This is a genomic window from Paraclostridium sp. MRS3W1 (assembly GCF_032465715.1).
GTDB lineage: Bacteria > Bacillota > Clostridia > Peptostreptococcales > Peptostreptococcaceae > Paraclostridium > Paraclostridium dentum.
Genome location: NZ_JAWDJM010000092.1, coordinates 1 through 25,064, shown reverse-complemented (window position 1 = coordinate 25,064; position 25,064 = coordinate 1). Strand labels below are relative to the sequence as shown.

The following is a 25,064-nucleotide window of genomic DNA, read 5'->3' as shown; positions in this document are numbered from 1 at the left end:
GCTTTAAGAATCAAATATGATTGTGGTTTAGGTGAAAATGGAAGAACAATAGTTAAAACTAGAAGTTTTTCAAATGTTAAGCCTGATGCAGTAGCTGTTAATGTTTACAATGTAGCTGAAATATTAAATTCACTACAAAAGAATGATGTGTTATCTGTAGTAAGAATAGACAACACAGAATTAACACCAGCAAATTAATAAAATAAGAAAGGGGATTAGAAAATGCGTAATATAGAAACTAGATTATTAATGGTTTTCTCTACAACACTTGGAAGAAAAGTAAGTTTATTTGTATCAGATCCTAGAGAAGATTTAAATGAAGCAGAAATAAAAGATGCAATGAATCAAATAGTTACTAAAAATATATTTGCTCCTAAATTTGGTGAAGAATTAGAAGCAGCAGTAGAAGCAAAAGTAGTTCAAACTGCAACTACTGGATATGACTTAGTTATATAGTATCACATGGAACGTCTCTCTAACCTTATGAGGGACGTTCTAATAATTTTTAAAGATTAATTGGAGGAATAAGTAGGTGGAACTAGATTTAATGACTCTAGTGTCAAATTTGGGGTTCCCAGCTATAGTTACAATGTATTTGTTAGTTAGAATAGAAGGTAAGCTTGAAAGTTTGACTACTAGTATAAATTCACTTAGTTCAAATATATATGAATTGAATAATAAAAAATAAAAGTGTATCTATTGAACTTTTTTCAAAAGATACACTTTTTTATATATCCTTAAAATTTCACTTTAAGTATTAGTTATAAGTTAGTCCCCTGATAATTCAAGTAAATGGATTCTCAGGGGATTTTTACTACATATCTTTAAATGTGTTTTTAGAGTATACTTTATTGAAATACTTACAAGTTTAAATAAAATCAATGGTTTGAAGTGTCCCATTTAACTTGTATCAGAATTATTTTAAAATATAGAAAATCTATATGTTTTTATAGTTTCTTAATGGAATGTTTAAATCGCTACAAACATTAGAATTACTAGTTTAATTTTGCTTAACGGGTAAAATCCTCATTTTTTTCATTAGGAATATATTAGTCAATAATAAATCCCATAAATATAGAATCATAAAACCTTTCATTAATAAAAAAGTCTCTTGTTATAAGTCCTTCTTCATTAAATCCAAGTTTTTTATAAATATGAATTGCTGAGTGATTATCACTTCTAACTCTTAAATTTATTTTTCTTATTATGCCTGACTCTTTGCCCCAATCAATTAGATATTCTATTAATTTAGTCCCTATACCTTGACCCCAATATTCTTTTAAAACACTAACTCCAAACTCTCCAGTATGTGCTATTCTTTGTCTTGTACCTCCTGAAAAACTTAAGTTTCCAACTATCTTTCCCTCTATCTCCACAATAATAAACAATCCATTATTTTGTTTGGAAATATTTTCAATAAAACTTTCTTCCTGCTCTATAGACATACCAAACTCACCTTGTCCAAATGTCAAAAAATCTGATTCTTTACTAATTGCATCAATATACTCTAATATTGATTTAGAATCAGACTTATTTACTTTTCTGATTACAACATTATTTCCCGTCTTTAATTTTAATTGTTTCATTTTTTCCCCCCCAATAACTTTTAATTAGTTTCTTCAAATCAAGTTGAATAGTAAACAGTTTTATACAACTACGCATTAATAAACGATTAAACTATATATTAAATATATCATTATTTCTAAATCAATTAAATCTATTTATACATTTCTAAATTTCAACATTGATCTAAAAAACATAGCCTTTTTGTAAAACCTTATACCCCTTTAAAAAGGGGCTAACACACCCCAAACCTTAACTCATGGGTCTTGTTTTTCTCAATTTAACCTCGTTACCTAGCTTATCTAATTTTTCATGATTTGATGAACATATTTAAATTTCGAGTCAAACTGTACAATAGATAAAAAACACCGTTTCAGGTACAGTTTTTTTATATTAAAAACAACAAGTCTTAAAATTTAGATTTAGGGAATAGTCCAAATCCAAAAAGAGTGTATCTATTTAAATTACTACATTTCAATAGATACACTCTTTCTTAGTTTTTTCACTTTTATTCAAACCTTATTTTTTAAAGTTGCCCTTAAATTAATAGTTTTAAATTTTACAATCCATTGACTTTATTTTTTCAGTGATTTCTCAGTATTTTTTATAATTCACTTTAACTTTTTAATATTGTTAATTAGCTATTTAATCATGAAATTAATAAAAATATAGTATTAAAACTAAATTAAGTAATTTCTATCTTTTTCTTTTGTTATTTAGCTTGTTAATCTACTTCTACTTAAAAAAGGAGCTCCATATCTAAAAATAGATTATAGAGCTCCTTTTTTAATGGATATTTTGTTAAAAATCTAAAATTCTATTTAGATTCTAATAATACAATTAAAATTATAAAAAATCAAATTGGTTATTTATTTTTGCGAATAATAGCTCTCACGTAACTCTCAGACATATTATAAATACTCGCCAATTCCTTTACATTAAATCCATTGAACTTTTCTAAAATCTCTCTATCACGAGCTTCTTTATATATCATCTTTTCAGTAGGAAAGTACACAGATGTCCCTCCAAATTCTTCAAATAGCATCTTAGTTATATCTATTCCAACCCTCATAGCTATATTTTCAAATTGTGGAGGTAAATCACTTATTTTCAAATCCATAACATCCTCCTATAAAAAAACTTATTTATATGGATATTCTACAAATATATTTTTTTACCTACTAAAAATCTTAAAAACTCTCTATTATTTTCTATATTTTGAAATATCAATAACATCAGCTAGAACTTTCTTTTCTTTCTTTACATTTACTTCATTAACTCTTCTTTTTTCTAACCTCTCCATAAATGCAACCTTAGCCTTGTCCATCATTTCATCATCTACAATAACTCTTTCTAATGTTTGTTTATCTAGATAAGTATGAACTCCATCACCTTCCATATCTGGTAATGCATACTCTACATAATCCAACCATAATTCTTCATTACTTAATTTAGTATTATAGTATTTAAAGTAATAAGTAATACTCCCACTTATTTTTAACCATAACTTTTTAGAATCCATGTAAATACCTCTTTCCTAAACACTTTTTTTCGTGTAAAAGCGATACAGGACTAAAGTCCCCCAATACTAAGAGGACGTTTCGTGATACCTTTTTACAAATATACATTTCTATGTATTCCAATATCTTTTTACTGTTGCAATTCCTATGTTTAATTGCTCTACAACTTCTCTTTGCTTTAACCCTTGAGATTTTAATCCTGATATTGCTTCTATTAAATCTTTCTTTGCCTGTTCCCTTTTAGTTAATCCATTTTCATTTCTTCTTTTAGCTTTTTTCTTTTCTTTTTGTTCATCTGCACTTCTTCTATACTTTTCTTTACCTGATATAATAGTTTTTAAATATTGCTGCTCATCTAAAGTTATATCTAATATTTGAATTAACTTTGTATTTGTATATTTATATAATCTATTTTCATATGCTTTTGTAGCTGATTTAGTATCTCTAATAACCTCATTTTCAGGTAGTGGTTTTATGAACATAGAATTTAATTCTAATGCTCGTCTAAGTGCTTCTTCTGTATCCTCTGTAAAGCATGCAGAGTAATACCTATATAAAAATAAAATAACTTCTCTATGACCTTCTACATCATAATTTCTAAGCTCACAAATCTTTGATATATCCATTAATCTAGAATAATAAAGGCTATACTCTGTAAAAAGACTTACCATCTTTTTAGGTCTACCCTTTGATTTCTTTTTCTTAGGGCTGATTTCTGGAAGATATTCTTCCTGTATTTCTCTTAATGAGTATTCATAGTCATATTCATCTAAAACTTTTACAGATGTTCCACTTTTTGAATTCATAGTCCCAACAATTCTTAAAACCCTAGTTGGATCAAGTGCATTTGCATCTGCTCCAAACTCTTTTAAAGTATTAAATAAATATCTTTGAACTGCGTACCATAAAGGTAGTGCCATACTTGGAACTGGTTTAATTAAAACTATGTAATAAAGACCTCTTCCACTATCTATTAAATAGTTAGGCCTCGGTATTTTACATCCATATAAATCATGTTCTAAAAAATATTGAACTGCATCTTTGGTATATTTTGAATTATAACAATCTATATCAATATAAACTGCTCTAAGCTCTTTTATATTCTCAATTCTTCTTTGTGGCTTATAGAAAGTATTTTGAGATATATAATCATTTATTCCATTTACTATCTCTTCTGTTTTCTCTAAAAGCTCAACTTTCTTATAATGCCATTGACTATAATTTGGATTTTTACTAGCAACAGTCATATATCCATTGCTATTACCATGTAATTTTTCTAAATGTTCCTTTGATTTATCTATATTAATTTCATCATTTATATTTAATTTTATTGCTTGCACTAAAAAAACTCCCCTCATTCCTCTGATAATACACCCAAAAGACAAGAGAAGTTATTTATATATATTGTCACTTATGTAGCCATGTGTTAAAATGACTATATAAAATAAAACTTCATGTATAAAAAACATGTAATTAGTTTTATAATAAATATATAAAAACTCTCTATTAAGATTCTCTTATCTTTTTAGGGTTCTTGTTTAAAAGTTAGGAACTTGTTTGGCGACGGGTCCTGACTTTTTTTATTATCCGATTATTATAGGTAAATTGTAACATATATTGCATATTTAGTACATAAAATACAAAAAAGTAGTACAGGACTAAAGTCCCCCAATACTAAGAGGTCGTTTTAGGCAACATTTTTTCTTGTTTCTTATATATTTTAGTATTTAAAGTAGGCCAACTTGTGTTTTTCATGAAAAAATGCGTCACAAGTGCCTATATACTAGTAATGCCAATGAGTATACTATTTTCTAGATATACACATTGGCATTTTTCTAAATTTCAAGTCCCATTTGAATAGAACTATAAAATTTATCATTAATATAAAAATCTCTGCTAAGCAAACCCTCTCTTACAAATCCATGTTTTTCGTATAACTTTAGAGCTCTTGTATTGTCTTCTCTTACTAATAAATTTATCTTTCTAGTTATTCCATTATTTTTACTCCACGTAATTAAATTTTCTATAATAGAACTTCCAACGCCCATACCCCAGTAATCTTTTTTTACAGACATACCTAAATCTCCTATATGCTTCATTCTTGGAGAATTACTAGAAAAAATAGAGCCTAAACCAACTAATTCATTATCTATAGTAGCAACCATAAGAACACAGTTAGAACTACTATTAGTCGCTTCTATTCTATTAGCTCTTTCTTCTTCAGTATCTTTTACATCACCTTTTCCAAAGGTAAGAAAGTCTGTTTCGCCACCAATCGTATTCAGGTAATCAATCATTTTTTTAGCATCTTCTTTTGTAGCTTTTCTTACAATTATTTCTTTCTGTGTATTCATTTTAGTATATCCTTTCTTGTTTATATAAGATTAGATTTCTTGTTATAAATATAATTTTCCTTTATATCGTTTTAAATTAACCGTAATTTTTAATTTATGAATATATTGGAATTAAAGTACTTGTGATGCAAAATTTCGGAAAAAACACAAGTTGGCCTATAGTTAAGTAGATGTTATTAATATTATAAAATTTTACAAAGAGACATGAAATGGAAATGCGAGAATGAATACAGTAATTAAAATAGAACCATCAGATAATTTATTTAGAGAGTTAGGAAACAATACTTATGATTTTGTAGATTTAATTTCTGAATTTATTGATAATAGTATCGCTGCAAAGATAGAAATAGTATATAAATATGGATTTAAAAATCAAAAGATAAATTATAAAATATATGATAATAAAAGGTTCAATTGAAAAAACAGAACAAATAGAAATGATTTTAAAGTCTATAGAAATTTATACATAGTTACCAATCTTATACAGAGCTAAGTTGATGATTTTGCATGTATCTCGGTTTCTCTCAATATATATAAAACTAACTTCATTAAAAATATTGAATAATTACCTTAATGTAAAAGTATTTTATTAATATACTGAAACATAGGAGGTTAAAATGGATATAGTTAGAGGTTTAATATTTTGTATTTTAATTTGTTGCATCTATAATATGTTAAAAATATCTAATGGAAATAAATCATCTGGTTGCAATAATAACTATTCTGGATTTGATTATAATAATACAACATCATACTTTGGAAATAATGTAAAAGGACACTACAGAAGAATAAAAAGTGGTAAAAGCGTATATGTAAGATCACATAAGAGAAAAAGTAGATAGGTATAAAATTAATAAAGAGAGATAACTTAGAACTATAAAAAGAAGAGTATAAATATATTATTAAATAATTAAAAGTAAAATAGTATAATAAGGATGTATAAAATAAAGTGTGTATTCTTCCAAAAAGTGCGATAATTAAATTGGATTATCCGAAGTAAGGTACACGCTTTTTATGTTAAACAAAAGTGAAATATTAGAAAACATACTTACAAAATAAGCTAGATAAAGTATTTTTACCTCATCTAGCTTTATCATAGTTATAAAATATTTCTATTTAAATTTAACCTCTAATTGCGTTTAATTTATGAAGCAAATACTCTTTTTTATTCAATGGATTATAACTCCACTATGATATAATAAGTTTTCTGTTATAGTTGTTTTTTCTGCATCAACGTGTGCTACAATTCCTATATTAATTTTTTTCTTCATAATCATCACACCCAACTCTATTAGCCGCCTTTTTATCCATTATCATAGAAACAATATATAACACTAATACCGGTGTTACTAATAGCGAAGTACATGCTATACCAATACTTACTGAAATTTTTGTAGCTATGATTCCTATAATTGGTCCACCTAAAATTTGACCTAAGGCATTTATTTGTCCATTTATAGAAAGCACCGTAGCTCTGGCATTATCATCTATATGTCCATTAAGCCATGCACTAAATATCGGTTCATTTATAGTTCTAAAGGTACTTGTCGCTAGATAAGTTATTAGCATTAAGTTGAAGCTTTTTGTAATAGCAAATATGAACATAAATGATATATAAAATATATTTATACATAATAACAGCTTTCCATTTTGATTCTTATCATCATCCTTAAGCTTCTTTGCCATAAAATGCATTACTATAGCACTCAAAATCATTCCTGCAATTCCAAAAATTCCGAACCAAGTCACTGATTTAAGGTTTCCAAGTTTAGGAAGTGTAGTATCTTGTAAAAAATGCACGTTAGAAAGTCTATCATAACCTTCGCTGGATAATCCATAAAATAAAGTTACTGAAAGTAAAATTATAATTATAGGTTTACTTTTTATAAATTTAAGACCAGATTCAAAGGTATATCCCATCTTTTTGAATGTATTTAAATCCTCTGGCGCAGATGATTTAAAATTATTTTCTGGCATATATAACCATAAAAATAATGCAAGAATTATAAATAAAACTCCGCTAACTATAATAGGTAGTCTTACAGATAAATTAGCTATTACAGTGCTTAGTACTATTCCAATAACCGATCCTATCTGTCCTGCTTGTGCTCCCTTTATAAAAATTTCATCCAATTCTTTAACTTTCTCTTCTTCTGCAATCCAAGCTTCAACAGATCCACTGATAAAAGTAGAACCTAATCCCCATACAACCTGTGCTATAAGTACGAAAATGAAACTAGAAATAGAACCTTCTAAGATAAATCCCACTCCTGTTAAAACTACACCAATAACAGTAGATAGTTTACGACTGTACACATCTGCAACTATACCTGTAGGAATTTCAAATATAAAGCATGCTAATTCTAAAGTAGTTCCAACAAGTATAATCTGAAGTGGATTTAAATGAACCGTTTCAATGTGATATACTATCATAACTGTAGCCACTAATGAAAAACACATTGCTGTAATAGCTGAAAATAATAAATAAGTTTTATATGCTGAAAGTTTATTAACCATTAATCATCACCATCCTAATATTTCTTAAAAAATTTGTTTGTTTTTTATAATCTTCATATTTAAATATATAAATCATCAAAATAATCTCCTTAAACAAAAAAAGCTGTAAATGAACATAGTTCACTTACAGCCTCATAATTATATAATCTAAATATAAACATGAAATATAGAACCTTAATTTATATAACTTATGATTAAGCTATTTAAATTAAAATCTTATACTATATCTATAAATGTAGCAAAAATAGACATAAAAAAGCCGTGTTTAGAACACGGCTTTACTATTTTGCAAATAGAGGTGTAACATGCTCATTATAATACTGATTACTTTTAGAGTACACAAATAAACATGGTAACATCAATATTTTTAACAATTGATTCTACCACAAATAAACCTCGAATAATTCAAATTTTTTTCGAGTTTTTCAAGATTTTTCATGTACTTTTTAAAATAATCCTTATTCAGTTAGTTTAGTTAAAAACTACCTCTTTGCGCATATTTACATCTCCTTTATATTTATATTTTTCATGTTTATATTTTAGTATAATTACATTATATATATATTTTTAATTTTCTTCAATAAATTTATTTGATATTTATATTATAATTTGTTATACCATTTTTTATAAAAATTTATATAATTGTAGAAATAGATTTTTTATTTTTAAAATCCGTCAATAAATTCTAGTTTATCATTTATATTTAACTCTTTGTTTCTAAAAAGTAGTGATAAATCAAATCTAGAATCAGATATAAAATTTCCATCATTATTTTTTAATCCTACAATAAAATCATTAGAATAAAAATCAGATATATTTTCTAGTTTACTTAAATTTAAATCTAAATACATTTTAAAAACAGGGTCAATGACTTCTTGGAGTGGCTTTTTATGCCATCCACATACATACTCATTAAAAGAGCTAAAGTCAAGTAAATCAAAATGTGTTATAATCTCATCTAAATTATAATCTGCATCAATTATTTTTTTATATAAAATTGGATTTTTTATTTTTGTAGTTATAAGTACCGAATAAATATAACTCATTATTGTAATATATATATTTATATAGTTTTTTTCAGGATTTTTAAATGGTTTAATTAATGGCAGTAATAATTCTATATACGGGGGAGACCGAGATACGTGTAAAAACCGGCCACATCTTCTGTAGACACATTGATATGACTGATTTTTTTACTTATTTTTTAGATTCGTATTCCTTAACTCTTCTATAAAATGTATTACTCTTCAAATCAAGCAATTTCATAGCCTTAACGGCTGTTACTTCATTATTTTTCCACTTCTTATAAACTTCTTCAAAATTATCCCCTGGTTCTATTTTTCGTCTACCAAACTTAATACCTTTATCAAGCGCAGCTTTTATACCCTCTTTTTGACGTTCTTTTATCCTAGTTCTCTCATCTTCAGCCATATAGCTTAGTAATTGTAGGATTATATCTGAGATTAAATTCTCTAATCCATTCATATCTTTATACTTAGTTGTATCAAGTAATGGCATATCTAAAATTACTATATCTACTTTCTTTATTTTTACAAGTTCATTCCATTCATCTAAAATCATTTGCTTATTTCTACCAAGTCTATCTAATGATTTTATGTATAAAATATCGTCTTCTCTAAGCATCCTCTTTAGAAGTTGATATTCTGGCCTTTTGAAGTCCTTTCCACTAGCAACTTCTAAAAATACATATTCTTCTTCAATATCTAATTTTTTAGCCTCTACAATTTGTCTTTCTAAAGTCTGATCCTTACTACTTACTCTTGCATAAAAAAACTTTCTCATTTATGATTTCTCCTTTGCCGTCATTTTCACTTCAATAAGTATACTACTTATCTGAAATATTTCAAATAATAAAAAGTTGATATTTTGAAATGCAAAAAGTATAATCAAATAGACATTTCAAAAGGTGTACTTTTTGAAATGAAACATAAGTAATTGCAATGGTTTCAAAGAACTTGTTGCCGGTTTTTACACGTATCTCGGTGTCCCCCGTAATATAAATTTAGATACTATGTAATAATCTTCGACTGTTCGTTTTAATTCAAAGCGTGGATGTGATTTGAGATTTATATCATATGATGACGGCCTTGAATATAATAAATCAGTATCCTCATCAAATGGTATATAAAAAAATGAACTCTAGTCATATAGAGTTCGTTTTTTGTTGAGACAGCCCCTTTTTAATATATTAGTTATTTGTATCCCTATCTAGTACGGAATCTATTTAATATAGTTCAATGGTATAAGGTTATAATATTAGTATAAATTTATTTATATAATTAAAAAATTTAATAAAACGTCTTTATTAGCACACAATGTTATTTAAAATAACATTAACTCTAATTTGGTGTAACCCTACACCATCTATTCCATTAGCAAAAGTCTTTGGAACTACTTTAATTACTGTGTTTAGTTAATTGTTTGCTGATTTTTATAACCTAGTTTTTAATTTTTTATCTATTTAAATTTAATTTCTAATTGCGTTTAATTTATGAAGCAAATACTCTTTTTTGTTTAATGGATTATAAGTTGTTTTTTTACGTGATTTAACAAGTTCAGATGAAGCTTCCTTATATCCATAAAATTTTGTCATAAACATTCCCCTACCTTCTGTGTATGAAGCTATCTTCATTTTATATTCTTTCGAGTTTTCTACTGGAATTAATCCTTTTATTGAGAATTCATCATCTATAATAATCGGATTATCAAAAGTTGCTCTCATAGTTTCTAAATCCCAAATCGCCTTGCTTAAAACATTTTGAGGAATTCTTAACTCAAACTCATTTAATGGCTCCAGTAAAGCAGTTTGTGCTTTATACAATGCTTCCATAAATACCATTGGTGTTACATTTCTAAAATCTGCTGGAGTGCTAGCTGGACTAAAAAATTCACCACAGCTAAGAGTGACTTTTACATCTGTAACCTCCCATCCAAATAAGCCTTGCTTACTTGTCTTAATAACAGCTTCTTCAATTGCATTTTGAAAAGATTTTGGCAATGATCCTACTGAAACATTAGAAATATACATAAGACCTTCACCTCTGCGTGCTGGCTCTATTTCTAGGCCTACAGTCGCCCAAAATGGATTTAGGCCTTCCTGCATGTGCATTATTGCTGTTCCCATGCCTTTAGGTGTTTCCTTATAGATAGTCTGAATATTCGAAAACTCTACTTTTATTCCATATAAATCATCTATCATAGAACTTAGTATTTCCATTTGAACTTCACCAAATAAGTTAACATATATTTCTTTATCCTCGTCATTCATCTCTAACTCTAGTAATGGATCTTCCTCTACAAGTAATGTCAATACTTTAAATAACTCTGTATTTTCTTCTTTATCAATTGCAGAAATTGTTGTTTTTAATGCGGGTTTAGCTATGGATATATTTTTAATTTTATCATTTGAAATTCCAATAACATCTCCCACTTGAAAACTTGTAAGTCCATTTAAGATACCTATATCACCTGCTTCTATACTCTGTGATTCAATAATCACTCCATTTTCTAACTTATTAATCTTCTTTACTTTTTCTGCTATATCCTTATTAGATACTTGAATTTTATCTCTTACAGATATTTTCCCTCCAAATAATCTTACATAAACCTTCTTCTCATTTTTACTTGTTCTTTCTATTTTAAACACTACACCAGATAAATCACTTTCACCATCATTACCTGCAAATGGTAAATAACTACAAATTCCATCTAATAAATATTCAATTCCAAGTCCAATTGCTGCAGCACCACAAAACACTGGATATAAGCTTCCTTTTCTTGCATACAATGAAAGCTTTTCTTGTATTTCTTCTTTATCTGGTTCTATTCCTCCGATATAATTTTCTAAAAATACTTCGTCTAAGTCTGATAAAACATTAATAGCATCGTCATTTATCATATCTGTATCAAATAAATCTTTTATATGAACAGCTTTGCTTCCCGCATCATATACTTCTTGTACTCTAACTACTTTATTGGACATACTCTTCTTTATTTCTTCAAACACCTTATTGAAATTTGCTCCAATTCTATCTAGTTTATTTACAAAAATTATGGTTGGAATGTTTAGCTCCTTTAATGTGTTAAATAATATTCTTGTTTGTGACTGAATCCCCTCTACCCCTGATATAACTAGTATTGCTCCATCTAATACACTTAATGAACGTTCAACTTCTGAAATAAAATCCACATGTCCTGGAGTATCAACAATATTCACCTTAACATTATTCCAATTAAAAGATATTGTTGACGATTTAATAGTAATTCCTCTCTTACGCTCAAGCTCCATAGAATCAGTCTGTGTATTGCCTAAATCAACTCTTCCAACTGATTTTATAGCTCCACTATGATATAATAAATTTTCTGTTATAGTTGTTTTTCCTGCATCTACGTGTGCTATGATTCCTATATTAATTATTTTCTTCATATTCATCACCTCCAACTCTAGCAGCTGTCTTTTTATCTATATGTCCATTAATCATCACTATCCTAGTATTTCTTAAAAACTTTGTTTGTTTTTTATAATTTTCATATTTTAATATATAAATCATCAAGATATTCTCCTTAAATTAAAAAATTCGCTTCGTCAACACGTTGCTCAGACGACTTCGTTTCTTTATACGCAAAAAAAGCTGTAAATGAACATAGTTCACTTACAGCCTCATAATTATATAACCTAAATATAAACATGAAATATAGAACTTTAATTTATATAGCTTATGATTAAGCCGTATAAATTAAAATCTTATACCATATCTATAGATATAGTAAAAATAGACATAAAAAATACTATGTTTAGAACATAGTTTTTCTATCCTACAAATAGAGATGTAATACGCTCATTATAATACTAATTATTTTTAGAGCACACAAATAAACCTTGAGTTATTCAAGATTTTTTCATATCCTTTAAAAACAATCATTATTCAGTTAGTTTAGTTAAAAACTACCTCTTTGCGCATATTTACAACTCCTTTAAGTTCATATTTTTCATATTTATATTTAGTATAATTACATTATATATAAATTTTAATTCTTTTTCAATACTTATATTTCTGCTAAAGGTGGTGCCATGGATAAAATTTATATTTCACACATTAAGTCTATTTTTCCCGATGATTGCAACGGTTTAGCTATTTTCATATAGGTGAAGAGATACGTGTGAAAATCAGCGATTGAACTATCACATAAGACTTATACCAAAACGAAGAACGCATACTATTGCCTCTATTTCTAGAGTAATATCATCCTTTTAATTTTTTATATTTTGAAAAATCAATAACTTGAGCTAATACTTTCTTTTCTTCTTTTACTGGTAATTCCTTGGCTCTTCTTTTTTCAAGTCGCCCCATAAAAGCAGTTTTAGCTTTATCCATCATTTTTTCATCTACAACAATTCTTTCTAAAGTCTGCTTGTCCAAATAAGTATGAACTCCATCTCCATCCATATCAGGTAATGCATACTCTAAATAGTCTTTTAATAATTCTTCATTAGTCATTCTTTTACTATAATACTGTAAGTAGTAATTGATACTACCACTAATCTTTAACCAAAGCTTTTTATCATCCATGAGAACCTCCTAAAAAACATCCTTTCTTTAACTAAAATCGAAACAGTACTAAAGTACCCCAATACTAAGAGAACACTTTTCGATACACCTACTTTTTTATTATTAATCTTACTCCACATATACTTAGATATTATTGGCTCTATATCAATAGACCAATCTACGTTTTTTCTGAAATTTAGCACCAAAGTTTGTTCAATCCATTGATTTTACTATGATTTCTTGAATATTGATATTTATAACTGTATTCAAGTACATAATTATTAATAAACTTGACTATAGTCAATAAATATAAGATTTAGCAATTGATTGACCTATTTTAGTCTGAACGTTGAGAGATATCATTATATTAAAAAACAGCACCTCATTATTATAATGGGTGCTGCTTTTTTGGATGCAAATTTTAGTATTAAATTATCTAGAAGTTGCAACAGCTTTTTTTATACACATCAATTAATTATCTATTTGCACGTATTAGCATTTTTCTTGCTATCTGGATTTTTTTTCTTATTATATTCACTAACTAATTGTCCACATGCTGCATTAATATTAGTTCCTTTAGACTCTCTAATTTTAACATAAAGCCCGCCCTTTTCCAGTTTCATCTTAAAATCGGACAACATCTGCTTGTTTGGTCTTTTAAATTTTCCGCAATTAGTAGGGTTATACTGCAAAAGGTTAATCATAACATTCTTGCCATAAAACCATTTTATAAGCTTATCGACATCAGAAACTTTATCATTTACACCAGGAATCAGAAGATATGCTATAGTTATTTTCCTATTGTGTCGCTCGGAATATGATAGCATAGACTCAACAGTAGAGTTTACATCACTCTTCGCCATATTAGGAATTATCATATTTCTGACCTTTTGAGTTGTTGCATGCAACGAAAGAGTCAACTGAATTTTAATGTGTTCTTCACGAAGTTTCTTAAGTTGATTCAACGGCCCTACTGTAGATATTGTTATCCCTGATGTTGAAAAATCAAGACCATTCCTATCACGTAGAATATGAATAGACTTTATTAACGAATCATAATTGAATAGAGGTTCTCCCATTCCCATAAATACAATTCTATTTACATCCTTGGGTAATAAAACTACTTGTTGAACAATCTCAGAAGGGGTAAGATTTCGGATGAAACCATTACTCCCAGATTCGCAAAATATACATCCTACAGGACATCCTACCATAGTGCTTACACAGGCTGTAGTTCCATTTCTTCGCTTAATACTAACAGTTTCAATATAGTTATTATCGCTTAATTTAAATACATATTTTTGTGTTCCAGTACCATCCTTGTTAACACTATGGATTTTAATTGTCTGATGTTGGTTTTTGTTTTTTTCTTTATATAAAGAAAAAAACATTCTTTTTGCTTCGCTTTCACCCATACACTCAGAAATTTCTTTATACGTATAGCCATAAGGCTCATTAATAATATCATCAATCGATACAAAAGTTCTTTTTTTACTCATTTTAGTTTTCTCCTATATTACAAATTAGACTGCAATAGCAAGCTTTGTAATACGGATTTACCGCAACAAAACTTGCGGTACTATCTAATTCTCATAAAGTTTATAATCATTTTGTTATACCTCCAAATAAATGATAACATATCATTTTATTATTACATTTTTCTATACTAAATTATAAATTCTTTATATTTGACATATTCAACTTTACTACATTCAATATGGAACATAACACCATTCTCTGTATATTCAAAATTTATAATAGCTTCATTTTCCATTATATAAGATATCATCTTTGCCTCTATATAAGGAACCTCTATTTTTAAATTTATATAATCTGCAAATATTTGCTTACATATAGATTCTACTAATTCATCTATACCTATATTGTTTTTAGCTGAAATTAAAATTCTATCATCACTTAATTCATCTAATTCAATTAAATCACTTTTATTGAATACATAAATTGAAGGAATATTTTCTGCTCCAATTTGGCGTAATGTTTCATTAGTAACCTTAATATGATTTTCATAATTAGGATTAGAAATATCTACAATATGAAGTAATAAATCAGCATCACACACTTCTTCTAGAGTTGATCTAAAAGCTTTAACTAAATTATGTGGTAAATCACCTACAAATCCTACCGTATCTGATAATAAGAACGATCTATTGTCTGGTAATTTTATATTCCTTACATAAGTTTCTAATGTCGCAAATAGCATATTTTTCTCAAATACTTTTTTATCTTCATTATTTATGAATTTTTCTACAAATACATTCATAACTGATGATTTTCCTGCATTCGTATATCCTACTAGCGCTACATTTGGTATGCTTGATTTTTTTCTTTTACTTTTTTGAATCTCTCTTTGAGACATTACAGTCTCTAATTCCTTATTTAGATTTACTATTCTATCCTTTATTCTTCTAAGCTCTAATTCTAGTTTTGTTTCTCCCGAACCTCTATTTTTAAGTCCTGCTCCACCACCTTGACGACCTAAATCTTCATTGTCATCAATTATCCTTGGTAGCTCATATTGAAGTCTTGCTATTTCTACCTGTAGCTTAGCTTCTCTAGTTTTTGCTCTATTTGCAAATATATCTAGTATTAGAGCTGTTCTGTCTATGACACTACACTCTATTTCATCTTCAATATTTTTTATTTGTGATGCTGATAGTTCATTATTAAATACTACTATATCAACATCTTTATCTATTATTAAATCTCGTAATTCTTTAATTTTTCCGCTTCCCATATAGAATTTCGAATTTACTTTTTTCGCATTCTGTTTAATCTGAGCAATTTCATCTATTTCACAAGCTTGGCATAAATTTTTAAGCTCTATCATAGACTCATCAAAATTAATTTTATTATTTATATTAATACCTATAAGTATTCCTTTTTTTCTCATGTTCATAATCTCCTATAATCCTTATATTTAAATTTCAATATTTAAGTATCACGGAATTATGACTTTTGATTAAGTTAAGATAATAGTCACAATCCGTGCCTTATCCTCTTAATCTTAAGAAAAATATACCTCTACATATAACCATCATGTGTTACCTCCTAATTTATATCTATTTTAGCTAATACTATTTTTCAATCTTACTAACATCTCTATTGAATTTGCATACAAATCCAATTGTCATTGTTAGAACTCCTGATATTAAAAACCACTTATCAATACCAATTACCTGAGTTACTGGCCCTGCTACCAAAAGCCCTATTGGTGTTGCTAAAAGCATCATACTACTGCTAATTGAAATAACTCTACCCAATACACTCGGTTCTATTTTACTTTGAAGTAAAACATAGTTCGCTCCGCCAATTAGTGGTCCTGCTAATCCCATAATCATTGACATTAATGCAAAAACTACTAAATAATTAGTCGGAAGCATACCTGATACAGTTAATGCTACTCCAAATATCACAATTGCTAAACTAATTATGTTGCTCTTCTTATATTTTTCACCAATAATACCTAATAGTACAGACCCTACAAGTAATCCTATTGCAAATGTAATTTCTACAAATCCTGCCTCATAAGCGCCTCCATTAAAATGATTACTAACCATAAGAGGGAACAATGATGCAATCGGCATAAATATAATCGTATTTATAGATAATATAACTGTAAGAATAAATATACCTTTATTTTTTCTCAGTTCATTAAATCCATATACCATTTCTTGAATCATACCTTCACTATTAGCATCATCCTGACTTTTTGGCGGATTAGGTATTTTAACAAATAACAATGTTGCAACTGCTATTATAGCTCCAACAATATCTATCATTAAAATATATTCTATCGAGTATTTCGCAAAAATTAATGCCCCAAGAGCTGGTGCTGCTATATTTGATATAGATTGTATAAATTGAGTTATACTTGCCGCTAAGCTTAATTTATCTTGAGGTACAATCATAGGTATTGATGATTGCATTGCAGGCATATGGAAACTAGTTCCTATCGATCTAATTGCAAGTACAAAATATATCATCCCTAATGATTCTTTTTGGTTTATAAATAAAAATAATAAAACTAATGTTGCTAGCGATATAGATAAATCTGCATAAATCATTATATTTTTTCTCTTCGATTTATCTACTATAGTTCCTATAAATGGACCTAGAATAGCCTGTGGTAAAAAGCTCACCATAGATGCAAATGTCAATACTATTGCTGAATTTGTACTCACTGTTAAGTACCATACTATTGCAAATTGAACTATACTACTTCCTAATATAGAAAATGCCTGCCCTAGTGATATTGTATAAAATATTTTTTGCCAATTCTTATTTTCTTCTTTAATTAATTCTTTTTTCATGTTCATAATCTCCTTATATTTGCTATTTTAATTAATCTAAATAGCACAGAAGTTATGACTTTATTTTTTTAATAGCCACACTTCTGTGCGCTATATTCCAAATATAATAACCGCTTGTTTCGCGTTCATAATGATACCTCCTTATTATTAGGTAAATATAAAAATACCCTGAAATATTATAAATTAATACTCCAGGGCATATATTTGACATAAATATATTGTTGCTTATATTAATACGTTTTTGTTGGAGTAATATGTGTTTTATTTAATTTATTGATTATCATATATAAATTTTTCATGAATATCACTCCTTTTCTATTTATTGCTTCAATAATAATAACAAAAACTCAATTGCTTGTAAAGCTATTTATATTATAATTTAAAATTTGCCCCAAACTCTCATTTTGTAACAAAACAATCATACGCTATACGATTTCAGTGTCTAAAGATAATAATACCTATATAATTTACTCTTTAATTAATAAACTAAAAAATAAGTTAATCAATCATTTATAATTATTTACTTTATTCCACATATACTTTGATACTATTGCCTCTATTTCAATTGTTATATCATTTTTTTCTTTCTTTCCTTCGTAGTTGAATATCCCTATATAGTTCTTATTTTTTAGAATATAATCTACTTTCTGCTTAGAAAATCCATACTTAGCGCCTATCTTAGCTAATGAAAGCCCCTTGGACCTTAGCTATTTTAGCTTCTTCTTCATCAATTTCAAACTGACCCTGTTTATTTACTTTATATCCAAGTGATGGCTTACCACCAACCCACTTATTTTCATTTAATCTTGCTATTCTTCCATTTCTAGTTCTTTCATTGATAACTGCTCTTTCAAATTCTGCAAAACTCCCTAGCATCTGTAAAAACAACATTCCTTGTGGTGTTGAAGTATCAAACATCTCTGTAACACTTACTAATGCTACTTCATACTTTTGCAGATCATAAATCATAGCTAATAAATTATATAAACTTCTATGTATCCTATCATTTTTATAAACTATAATCATATCTATATCATTTTCTTTAACATATTCCATCATCTTATCATACTCTGGTCTATCTGTAGATTTACCTGACACTGCTTTATCTATAAACATTTTATCTATCACAATATCGTGAAGTTTAGCATACATCCTAATTTTTTCTTCTTGGTCCTTAAGTGAAGTATTATCTACCTGCATTAAAGTAGATATCCTACAATATCCAACTGCTTTTTTCTTCATGTCAGCCCTCCAAGTTGTAGTTTATTAATGTATTTTCATTTAATTTTTAGATTCTATAACAAATTGATAATGAAATTTTAACCTAAAAAAGGTCAAGTTTGTCGGCTCAAACTTGACTTTTTTATTATATATATTTATGTAAATCTAAGTAATTTCAATGCTTTTAATTTAAATTATCTTCTCTGTTTTTTAATTTTTCTATAAACTATTTTAATTTATTTATCAAAGCTTTTCAAACTAATTAAAATTCTATTATTTTTAATAATAAACCTCTTAACTATATAACATGTCTTATTGTTTCAATCTCTTCTATTGTTAAGTCTGTAAGCTCTTTTATAGTTTCATTATCCATTCCTTTTAATATAGCCTTCTTTGCTATCTCTATAGCTTTTTCTTTCTTACCTTCATCCTTACCTTCATCGATTAAACTCTTTCCTAATTCAGTCACTCTAAGCTCCTCCTTTACTTTTTCTAAATCCTTACCACTTAAAAATTTATTAGCAAAAGCATATAAAATAGATTCCATATCTCTTTTATATTGACTAGTTATTTCTTTACTTAACTTTATGGCCTTTAATATCTTTTCGCTTTTATTCATTTTTCCACCCATAACTGGTGTAAATGTAAGCTTTATTATATCTTGTTTATCTATATCATTCCCTTTAGATATCTTATCTATTATTTCATCAAATACTTTATCTCCATCTTCATTGACCATAGATATAGCATTTACCTTATAAGTGTTTATACCACAATTATATTCACTAATTGGATTTTTGATATCACCTGAGTAAACAACATATGTAGTAACCTCTTTTTTTGTTTGATGGTTAAGTAGTGCTTCATAAGTTCTAAATCTCATTAGATCCTCTACACCTTTATTAGTTGTCTGGAACTCAAAGTGTATATAGCTATCATCTTCCATTAAAAAAGTATAATCCATATACATATTCTTACTATCTAAAACAACCAATTCTGTTGGCCCACTGTCCTTTACTTTCTTATCTATTCCAAAGAACTTAAGACCTTCTTCTGCAAATATATCCATTGCTCTTTTCATTATAAAATCTTCATAATTTGGCTTTTTCATTAGTTCACCGCCTTTAATTTAATTATATCATTAAGTTATTAAATCTATTTATTTATATTTTTCCATATATTCCTTCATAGCCATAGATAATAAATCTTGCTTACTATATCTTTGCTTCTCACAAAACTCTTGCCACTCCTTATAAACAAACATATTAACTCTAAATGCCTTAGCTTGTGGCTTCAGATGTTTATCATCTATTAGGTCTATAATTAGCTGATTTTTCTCTGTATTGGAGTTTGTATTGGATGTTGTATTGGCTTTAAATTTCTCAACTAATATCTCAAATACTTCTATATTTTCTTCTAAAAAATTAATTGCTTTTTTCTGAGATTCTTTTAGTATTGGATTTGTATTCTTATCCAATACAACTATATCATTTATCTTTGTATTGGATTCTGTATTGGACGTTGTATTGGCTGTATATTGCTTTAATTTATTATCATACTTATAGCCATTTGACTTTATTTCTCTTTGAAGAGTCTTCTCTCCTATACCTATGCTTTCTCTAATTTTAGTAACAGTCTGCCCCTCAATTAGCTTATTATTTATATAAGAAATTTTATCTTCAAAATTTAAACTATTAAACTCTTCTTTATTCATTAATTACCTCCTATTATGGATGTATTGTTTTTGTATTACTTTTGTATATATATTATCATTTTTGAACTTTAAGAGCCATATATATTACGTTTTAAAAATATATCTTCATTTAAGATTAACTATATTTTTTTGATGTAAACTTTTAATTTAATAAATAAGAAAAGAGTTGAAGTAGGAGAAAAATCACTCCTACCTCAACTCTTTTTATTTATATGTTTGGGTCAAACTTATGGGTCTAGTCTGACTTCACAGATTGAAGTAAAAACCACTTCAAACTGTGATGCCAGACTAAAACACTACTATTACTTATACTATTAATACACTTCCAATACATATCCCATACAAAACTTATATTAATAATTTTTATGTTACTATTTATTTTATATTAAAATACATTTATATATCTATAGCTCTTATTGCTACTATACTTAATCTTAATACTTATGGAGTTTGGCTATCGCCACCGCGCTTTACGCTACAATCTTTTTAGCAAAGAACACTAAAAAGGATTTTCGATTCAATCGCTAACTCAAAGCCATTATTCCATCGTAACTTATATAGTATTTGATGTTATATTATTTTTAAGTTCTTTTAATCGCATATGACCTAACGGTCGTGCCCCTCTGCCAAATCCTAAAAAGCACTCACACTACTCGCTAATAACATACTCCACATACATCATATTTCATATCATGTATGTTCCATATCTTATTGCTCGCTGTGTTCGTATCTTTTTTAGGATAGCCATTCACTGCCCCGTCGCCCAATGCCCTAACCTAATCACTTTGTTACATCATTCCAATGAAATTTATATGACCTTCACATTTTGTATAATCAACTAATTGGTTAATTGAAGTTTCTACCTATAAAAATACTTAATAGTAAAATCAACTTGGTTACGGTAACAAACTACTTTCGTGGTATCACACATTGGATAAAACCGTTGCTCCGCTATCCAATGCTAGTACAATAATGGCCTTTAAATAAGATTTAATCAACGGTAAATAGATACAACAAAACTGTACAAGAAAATGTAAATTTAATTTCATGTACAGTTTTGTTGTATCTTCATTACTATGTATAATATTTAGTTTTTGCATTGTCTATTTTGTATTAATTTTTTTAACTCTTTTATACTTAACTTTCTTTTATGCATCATCTGGTGACAATTAGAACAAACAAAAATAATATTATTTTTGTTCTTTATATCCTCTTTGCACAATTTTGAAAAAGGTATAATATGATGTGCTTCTATATAGTTTACCCCATATCTATCTTCAAAGCTAAAATTACATATTTGACAATATAATTTTCCATGTTTATTCTTGAATTCTTTTTTTATACAATTTATAAATGTTACATCTCTATTATTTTTTTCATTTGCTTTTTTTCTTAACTCCTCTTGTCGTTTTTCATATAATTTTCTCCGTGCTTCTTCTTTTTCACAATATTTGCAATTTATATTATTAAAAAATTCTGATTCAGTAATCCAAAATGATTTATCGCATTTTTTATGATTAACTTTTATTTTTGTAGAGCTTATATCTTCTAATTCAAATTTTTCATTGGTTAATTTTAAAATCATTTCATTAATTTCATCAAATAAATGTAATCGTTGTTCAATATAATTTTTCTTTGCGACTTCATTTTTATTTATCATACAAATACATTTTGTTGTTCCTAAATTAATATTTGTTGCTCTACTTATACTCTTTAAAATCCCACACTTATGTCTTATTATTAAAGTGTTATGAGATCCAACGTATCTAACTACTTTCCATTCTCCAACACCATATATATCATTTATCTTATTTTGAACTTCATCATATGATAGTTTCATGATTCCTCCTAGACTAAATGTAAATCTACATATCCTTTTATCATAAATCCCCCCTTGTTTAGTGAAACAATTATTAACTTAATAATTGCAGAACTTAGAGTTGAACAAGTGTATACTAAAACAGATGTTTTCATGAACACTTATTTTCAAATTATATAAGCATCAACAAATCCCTTTTCTTTGGCTATTTTAACCTGATTTATAGCATTATTTTTATCTCTATAAGCTCCAATACAAACCTTATACAAATTTGTATTGGCTTCTAATTCAAATAACTTTATTAAATTATTTCTAATAGCTAAAGCTATAGCTTTAATATTATTACTATCTTTTAAAGCTTTTTCTCCTTCAATATTAGATATAAAATCAACTTCAACTAAAGCTGCTGACATCTTAGTATGTTTTAAAACTGAAAGTTCCTTACTTAGCTTAATTCCTCTATTTCTTATATTAAATAGCTTTGAAATATCTTCACATAATCCAATTGAAAAGTTATCTAATTTTTCAATTCCCTTTGAATACTCCCAAACTTCAACTCCTCTAACACTTTTATCAGAAGCCGAGTTAATATGAATAGATAAAAAATAATCTGCTCCAAATTCATTTGCTATTTTAGATCTTTCTATCAATGAAATAAACTTATCTGATAACCTTGTAAATTTAACATCTAAGTCAAATCCTTTTAATAACTCATTAAGTTCTTTTCCTATAGCTAAAACTACATTTGCTTCAAAAGTTCCAGCTTGTCCAATTGCTCCTGGATCACTTCCTCCATGACCTAAATCAATAACTAGTTTCTTCATAAAATTCCCCTCTATACATACAAATTAAATTAATCTTTTCTGTAATAATTTAATTATAGGATTTGAAGTTGATTGAATAAACAAAACTGATGTAAACTCTCAATCTTTGAAAAATATATTTTAAATAAAAAATTTCAAATTAATATTTTAAATATATGATCTTTTTAGAAGCCTAAAAGTCCCCAGCTTGGGATAGCGGAGCAACTCTTTTATCCCAAGCTATATTCCACAAAATCTCTTTCATACCGTAACCCAATTCCAATCTTCTAAATGTATCTATACAATAAATAAATTTTAATTTCAAAATAACTTGATAGTCCAAAATGTGAAGGTCAAAGAAAATAACAATGGAAGTATGTAACTAAAAAACTATACGAACAGGGCATTGGGCGAAGGGGCAGTGAATGGCAATCTAAAAAAAGTACGAATACAAACGAGTGGACAAGATGCGAAAACTACATGATATGCAATATGATGTAAGTTGTAGCATGTTGTGAACGAGTGTATGAGTGCTTTTTAGATTTGTCAGAGGGGCATGGCCGTAGGCCAATGTTTTCGAACTCCAATAAAAATTTAATTCAAACGAAATAGCTATCAAAAAACATAAGACTCTCGATTGGAAGATGATTTTGAGTTAGGGATTGTAGTGGAAATCCTTTTGAATGCTTTATCTCAAAAGATTGGAACGAAAAGCCCGATGGCGATAGCCAAACTCCCAAACTATCAAAATCACGTATACCGATAACAATATATATAAGTTTAATTTATTAATTCATAGATAATAATTTAAATATATAATGAGCTGATCTATTGAAAAAAATAAAATCTAAATCAAAAAAAGGATCTTTTATAACTATAGACACTGCCATTACATATTCTATTATTTTATTCATATTCCTAGCCTTAATTATATTTATATAGGTTTAGTCTAAAAACACAGGTTATAGCGCTTTTCAGCTATAATCTGTGTTTTTAGATTTTGACCTAAAAGATTTGACCCTAATATATAAATAAATATATTTAATGTAGGATGTTTTTCCCTACTTCAAATATCTACATATACTTAAATCAAAGTAACCAATCTATATTTAAATTTTAAATATCCCTCATTACTAAACGCAAAGGGACAGGTGGTGGGGGAGCAGAGAGCGCGGTGGGAAAGTATGGCCCAAGCTGAAACGTAGTAAATAGTAAGCATAAAAATAAAGCTACATATTAGCTCATATCCTAATCAAAAAATCCACTGTCATATGAGTTAATATGTAGCATCACTTCGTATGCCTTATTTTTTACGAAGCGTAAGCTTGGTACATACTGGGGCTGATTAACCGTAGGTTTAACGTATAACAGTCCTTTTTAATTCTAAAAGCTCATGCGTAGCATTAAATATAAAAACTTTTTTCAGCAATAATCTCAATTCTAAATAATTCTCAACTATCTTTTAGGACTTAAATGTTCATCTAAACTACACTTAAGTTAAATTAAATTTTCAAAGGAGGAATGAAAATGCCAGAAGGAAGATTAGCTCCAAATACTTCAGAAAATGCTCAAATGTCCGCTTTAAGAATCAAATATGATTGTGGTTTAGGTGAAAATGGAAGAACAATAGTTAAAACTAGAAGTTTTTCAAA

The 25,064-nt window shown here is 27.6% G+C and carries 27 protein-coding genes and 1 pseudogene; 6 read left to right on the top strand and 22 right to left on the bottom strand.

The window, feature by feature from the left end:
- From RWY47_RS07050 to RWY47_RS07040, 3 genes are all read left to right on the top strand, one after another.
- Positions 1 to 198: DUF1659 domain-containing protein (locus tag RWY47_RS07050; RefSeq protein WP_316030280.1), on the top strand; the 198-nt coding region annotated here is incomplete at its 5' end.
- Positions 199 to 222: 24 nt separating this feature from the next.
- Entirely contained in the window at positions 223 to 456 is a 234-nt protein-coding gene (locus RWY47_RS07045; RefSeq protein ID WP_223917869.1) for a DUF2922 domain-containing protein, read from the top strand.
- 76 nt (positions 457 to 532) lie between these two features.
- Positions 533 to 688: a YvrJ family protein gene (locus RWY47_RS07040; protein ID WP_223917870.1), complete on the top strand. Its 156-nt coding sequence runs from the start codon at positions 533 to 535 to the stop codon at positions 686 to 688.
- 361 nt (positions 689 to 1,049) lie between these two features.
- On the opposite strand, the gene RWY47_RS07035 is transcribed toward RWY47_RS07040, so the two are convergent.
- From RWY47_RS07035 to RWY47_RS07015, 5 genes are all read right to left on the bottom strand, one after another.
- Positions 1,050 to 1,586: a GNAT family N-acetyltransferase gene (locus RWY47_RS07035; RefSeq protein WP_223917871.1), complete on the bottom strand. Its 537-nt coding sequence runs from the start codon at positions 1,584 to 1,586 to the stop codon at positions 1,050 to 1,052.
- Positions 1,587 to 2,428: 842 nt separating this feature from the next.
- Positions 2,429 to 2,683: a Mor transcription activator family protein gene (locus RWY47_RS07030; RefSeq protein WP_223917872.1), complete on the bottom strand. Its 255-nt coding sequence runs from the start codon at positions 2,681 to 2,683 to the stop codon at positions 2,429 to 2,431.
- 84 nt (positions 2,684 to 2,767) lie between these two features.
- Entirely contained in the window at positions 2,768 to 3,085 is a 318-nt protein-coding gene (locus RWY47_RS07025) for a hypothetical protein (RefSeq protein ID WP_223917873.1), read from the bottom strand.
- A gap of 108 nt (positions 3,086 to 3,193) precedes the next feature.
- Complete coding sequence (locus RWY47_RS07020; RefSeq protein WP_224171212.1) at positions 3,194 to 4,423, bottom strand: DNA-binding response regulator; 1,230 nt, start codon at positions 4,421 to 4,423, stop codon at positions 3,194 to 3,196.
- Positions 4,424 to 4,918: 495 nt separating this feature from the next.
- Entirely contained in the window at positions 4,919 to 5,437 is a 519-nt protein-coding gene (locus RWY47_RS07015) for a GNAT family N-acetyltransferase (RefSeq protein WP_223917894.1), read from the bottom strand.
- Positions 5,438 to 5,660: 223 nt separating this feature from the next.
- On the opposite strand from RWY47_RS07015, the gene RWY47_RS07010 reads away from it, so the two are divergent.
- Together RWY47_RS07010 and RWY47_RS07005 are read left to right on the top strand one after the other, a co-directional pair.
- A complete protein-coding gene (locus RWY47_RS07010) occupies positions 5,661 to 5,855 on the top strand; it encodes a hypothetical protein (RefSeq protein WP_223917895.1) in 195 nt (64 codons plus the stop codon).
- Positions 5,856 to 6,054: 199 nt separating this feature from the next.
- Positions 6,055 to 6,279 (top strand): hypothetical protein, encoded by a 225-nt coding sequence (locus RWY47_RS07005; protein WP_224171211.1) that lies wholly within the window; start codon positions 6,055 to 6,057, stop codon positions 6,277 to 6,279.
- A gap of 336 nt (positions 6,280 to 6,615) precedes the next feature.
- Here RWY47_RS07005 and RWY47_RS07000 read toward each other — a convergent pair.
- The 17 genes and pseudogenes from RWY47_RS07000 to RWY47_RS06925 form a co-directional block, all read right to left on the bottom strand.
- A pseudogene (locus RWY47_RS07000) lies at positions 6,616 to 6,708 on the bottom strand (GTP-binding protein); the annotation flags it as partial.
- Complete coding sequence (tetA(P), locus tag RWY47_RS06995; RefSeq protein WP_224171209.1) at positions 6,692 to 7,954, bottom strand: tetracycline efflux MFS transporter TetA(P); 1,263 nt, start codon at positions 7,952 to 7,954, stop codon at positions 6,692 to 6,694. The pseudogene RWY47_RS07000 and the gene tetA(P), both read right to left, overlap by 17 nt.
- A 665-nt stretch (positions 7,955 to 8,619) precedes the next feature.
- Positions 8,620 to 9,000 carry a hypothetical protein gene (locus tag RWY47_RS06990; RefSeq protein WP_223917898.1) on the bottom strand — a complete coding sequence of 127 codons (381 nt, stop codon included), beginning with the start codon at positions 8,998 to 9,000 and terminating at the stop codon, positions 8,620 to 8,622.
- A gap of 151 nt (positions 9,001 to 9,151) precedes the next feature.
- A complete protein-coding gene (locus tag RWY47_RS06985) occupies positions 9,152 to 9,757 on the bottom strand; it encodes a recombinase family protein (RefSeq protein ID WP_223917899.1) in 606 nt (201 codons plus the stop codon).
- Positions 9,758 to 10,442: 685 nt separating this feature from the next.
- Complete coding sequence (gene tetB(P) / locus RWY47_RS06980) at positions 10,443 to 12,401, bottom strand: tetracycline resistance ribosomal protection protein TetB(P) (protein ID WP_247014300.1); 1,959 nt, start codon at positions 12,399 to 12,401, stop codon at positions 10,443 to 10,445.
- Positions 12,385 to 12,525 (bottom strand): hypothetical protein, encoded by a 141-nt coding sequence (locus tag RWY47_RS06975; protein ID WP_224171217.1) that lies wholly within the window; start codon positions 12,523 to 12,525, stop codon positions 12,385 to 12,387. The genes tetB(P) and RWY47_RS06975 overlap by 17 nt, the downstream gene beginning before the upstream one ends.
- 693 nt (positions 12,526 to 13,218) lie before the next feature.
- Positions 13,219 to 13,545, bottom strand: a complete 327-nt coding sequence (locus RWY47_RS06970) for a hypothetical protein (RefSeq protein ID WP_223917859.1) — start codon at positions 13,543 to 13,545, stop codon at positions 13,219 to 13,221.
- Between the two features lie 458 nt (positions 13,546 to 14,003).
- Positions 14,004 to 15,023 (bottom strand): 23S rRNA (adenine(2503)-C(2))-methyltransferase RlmN, encoded by a 1,020-nt coding sequence (locus RWY47_RS06965; RefSeq protein WP_223917860.1) that lies wholly within the window; start codon positions 15,021 to 15,023, stop codon positions 14,004 to 14,006.
- Positions 15,024 to 15,190: 167 nt separating this feature from the next.
- A complete protein-coding gene (gene hflX, locus RWY47_RS06960; protein ID WP_223917861.1) occupies positions 15,191 to 16,435 on the bottom strand; it encodes a GTPase HflX in 1,245 nt (414 codons plus the stop codon).
- Positions 16,436 to 16,619: 184 nt separating this feature from the next.
- Positions 16,620 to 17,855: an MFS transporter gene (locus RWY47_RS06955; RefSeq protein ID WP_223917862.1), complete on the bottom strand. Its 1,236-nt coding sequence runs from the start codon at positions 17,853 to 17,855 to the stop codon at positions 16,620 to 16,622.
- A 506-nt stretch (positions 17,856 to 18,361) separates the two neighbouring features.
- Complete coding sequence (locus RWY47_RS18155; RefSeq protein WP_223917875.1) at positions 18,362 to 18,532, bottom strand: recombinase family protein; 171 nt, start codon at positions 18,530 to 18,532, stop codon at positions 18,362 to 18,364.
- Between the two features lies 1 nt (position 18,533).
- Positions 18,534 to 19,097, bottom strand: coding sequence for a recombinase family protein (locus RWY47_RS06950; RefSeq protein WP_223917863.1), 564 nt, complete (start codon positions 19,095 to 19,097; stop codon positions 18,534 to 18,536).
- Between the two features lie 277 nt (positions 19,098 to 19,374).
- Positions 19,375 to 20,187: a hypothetical protein gene (locus RWY47_RS06945; protein ID WP_223917864.1), complete on the bottom strand. Its 813-nt coding sequence runs from the start codon at positions 20,185 to 20,187 to the stop codon at positions 19,375 to 19,377.
- A gap of 48 nt (positions 20,188 to 20,235) precedes the next feature.
- Positions 20,236 to 20,790, bottom strand: a complete 555-nt coding sequence (locus tag RWY47_RS06940) for a hypothetical protein (protein WP_223917865.1) — start codon at positions 20,788 to 20,790, stop codon at positions 20,236 to 20,238.
- Between the two features lie 1,087 nt (positions 20,791 to 21,877).
- Entirely contained in the window at positions 21,878 to 22,630 is a 753-nt protein-coding gene (locus RWY47_RS06935) for an HNH endonuclease (RefSeq protein ID WP_247014298.1), read from the bottom strand.
- Between the two features lie 146 nt (positions 22,631 to 22,776).
- Positions 22,777 to 23,433: an N-acetylmuramoyl-L-alanine amidase family protein gene (locus RWY47_RS06930; RefSeq protein WP_223917867.1), complete on the bottom strand. Its 657-nt coding sequence runs from the start codon at positions 23,431 to 23,433 to the stop codon at positions 22,777 to 22,779.
- Positions 23,434 to 24,200: 767 nt separating this feature from the next.
- Positions 24,201 to 24,326: a hypothetical protein gene (locus RWY47_RS06925; RefSeq protein WP_264319152.1), complete on the bottom strand. Its 126-nt coding sequence runs from the start codon at positions 24,324 to 24,326 to the stop codon at positions 24,201 to 24,203.
- Positions 24,327 to 24,933: 607 nt separating this feature from the next.
- Here RWY47_RS06925 and RWY47_RS18150 point away from each other — a divergent pair.
- Positions 24,934 to 25,064, top strand: a 131-nt coding sequence (locus RWY47_RS18150) for a DUF1659 domain-containing protein (RefSeq protein ID WP_442953955.1), incomplete at its 3' end; no start/stop codon positions are given.

What these genes read in the sequence shown, in the direction of transcription:
- RWY47_RS07045 (WP_223917869.1), top strand. Translation starts at nt 223, where the DNA reads ATGCGTAATATAGAAACTAGATTATTAATGGTTTTCTCTACAACACTT.
- RWY47_RS07035 (WP_223917871.1), bottom strand. Translation starts at nt 1,586, where the DNA reads ATGAAACAATTAAAATTAAAGACGGGAAATAATGTTGTAATCAGAAAA.
- RWY47_RS07030 (WP_223917872.1), bottom strand. Translation starts at nt 2,683, where the DNA reads ATGGATTTGAAAATAAGTGATTTACCTCCACAATTTGAAAATATAGCT.
- RWY47_RS07025 (WP_223917873.1), bottom strand. Translation starts at nt 3,085, where the DNA reads ATGGATTCTAAAAAGTTATGGTTAAAAATAAGTGGGAGTATTACTTAT.
- RWY47_RS07015 (WP_223917894.1), bottom strand. Translation starts at nt 5,437, where the DNA reads ATGAATACACAGAAAGAAATAATTGTAAGAAAAGCTACAAAAGAAGAT.
- RWY47_RS07010 (WP_223917895.1), top strand. Translation starts at nt 5,661, where the DNA reads ATGAATACAGTAATTAAAATAGAACCATCAGATAATTTATTTAGAGAG.
- RWY47_RS07005 (WP_224171211.1), top strand. Translation starts at nt 6,055, where the DNA reads ATGGATATAGTTAGAGGTTTAATATTTTGTATTTTAATTTGTTGCATC.
- RWY47_RS06990 (WP_223917898.1), bottom strand. Translation starts at nt 9,000, where the DNA reads ATGAGTTATATTTATTCGGTACTTATAACTACAAAAATAAAAAATCCA.
- RWY47_RS06985 (WP_223917899.1), bottom strand. Translation starts at nt 9,757, where the DNA reads ATGAGAAAGTTTTTTTATGCAAGAGTAAGTAGTAAGGATCAGACTTTA.
- RWY47_RS06975 (WP_224171217.1), bottom strand. Translation starts at nt 12,525, where the DNA reads ATGATTTATATATTAAAATATGAAAATTATAAAAAACAAACAAAGTTT.
- RWY47_RS06970 (WP_223917859.1), bottom strand. Translation starts at nt 13,545, where the DNA reads ATGGATGATAAAAAGCTTTGGTTAAAGATTAGTGGTAGTATCAATTAC.
- RWY47_RS06965 (WP_223917860.1), bottom strand. Translation starts at nt 15,023, where the DNA reads ATGAGTAAAAAAAGAACTTTTGTATCGATTGATGATATTATTAATGAG.
- hflX (WP_223917861.1), bottom strand. Translation starts at nt 16,435, where the DNA reads ATGAGAAAAAAAGGAATACTTATAGGTATTAATATAAATAATAAAATT.
- RWY47_RS06955 (WP_223917862.1), bottom strand. Translation starts at nt 17,855, where the DNA reads ATGAAAAAAGAATTAATTAAAGAAGAAAATAAGAATTGGCAAAAAATA.
- RWY47_RS06950 (WP_223917863.1), bottom strand. Translation starts at nt 19,097, where the DNA reads ATGAAGAAAAAAGCAGTTGGATATTGTAGGATATCTACTTTAATGCAG.
- RWY47_RS06945 (WP_223917864.1), bottom strand. Translation starts at nt 20,187, where the DNA reads ATGAAAAAGCCAAATTATGAAGATTTTATAATGAAAAGAGCAATGGAT.
- RWY47_RS06940 (WP_223917865.1), bottom strand. Translation starts at nt 20,790, where the DNA reads ATGAATAAAGAAGAGTTTAATAGTTTAAATTTTGAAGATAAAATTTCT.
- RWY47_RS06935 (WP_247014298.1), bottom strand. Translation starts at nt 22,630, where the DNA reads ATGAAACTATCATATGATGAAGTTCAAAATAAGATAAATGATATATAT.
- RWY47_RS06930 (WP_223917867.1), bottom strand. Translation starts at nt 23,433, where the DNA reads ATGAAGAAACTAGTTATTGATTTAGGTCATGGAGGAAGTGATCCAGGA.
- RWY47_RS06925 (WP_264319152.1), bottom strand. Translation starts at nt 24,326, where the DNA reads ATGAATAAAATAATAGAATATGTAATGGCAGTGTCTATAGTTATAAAA.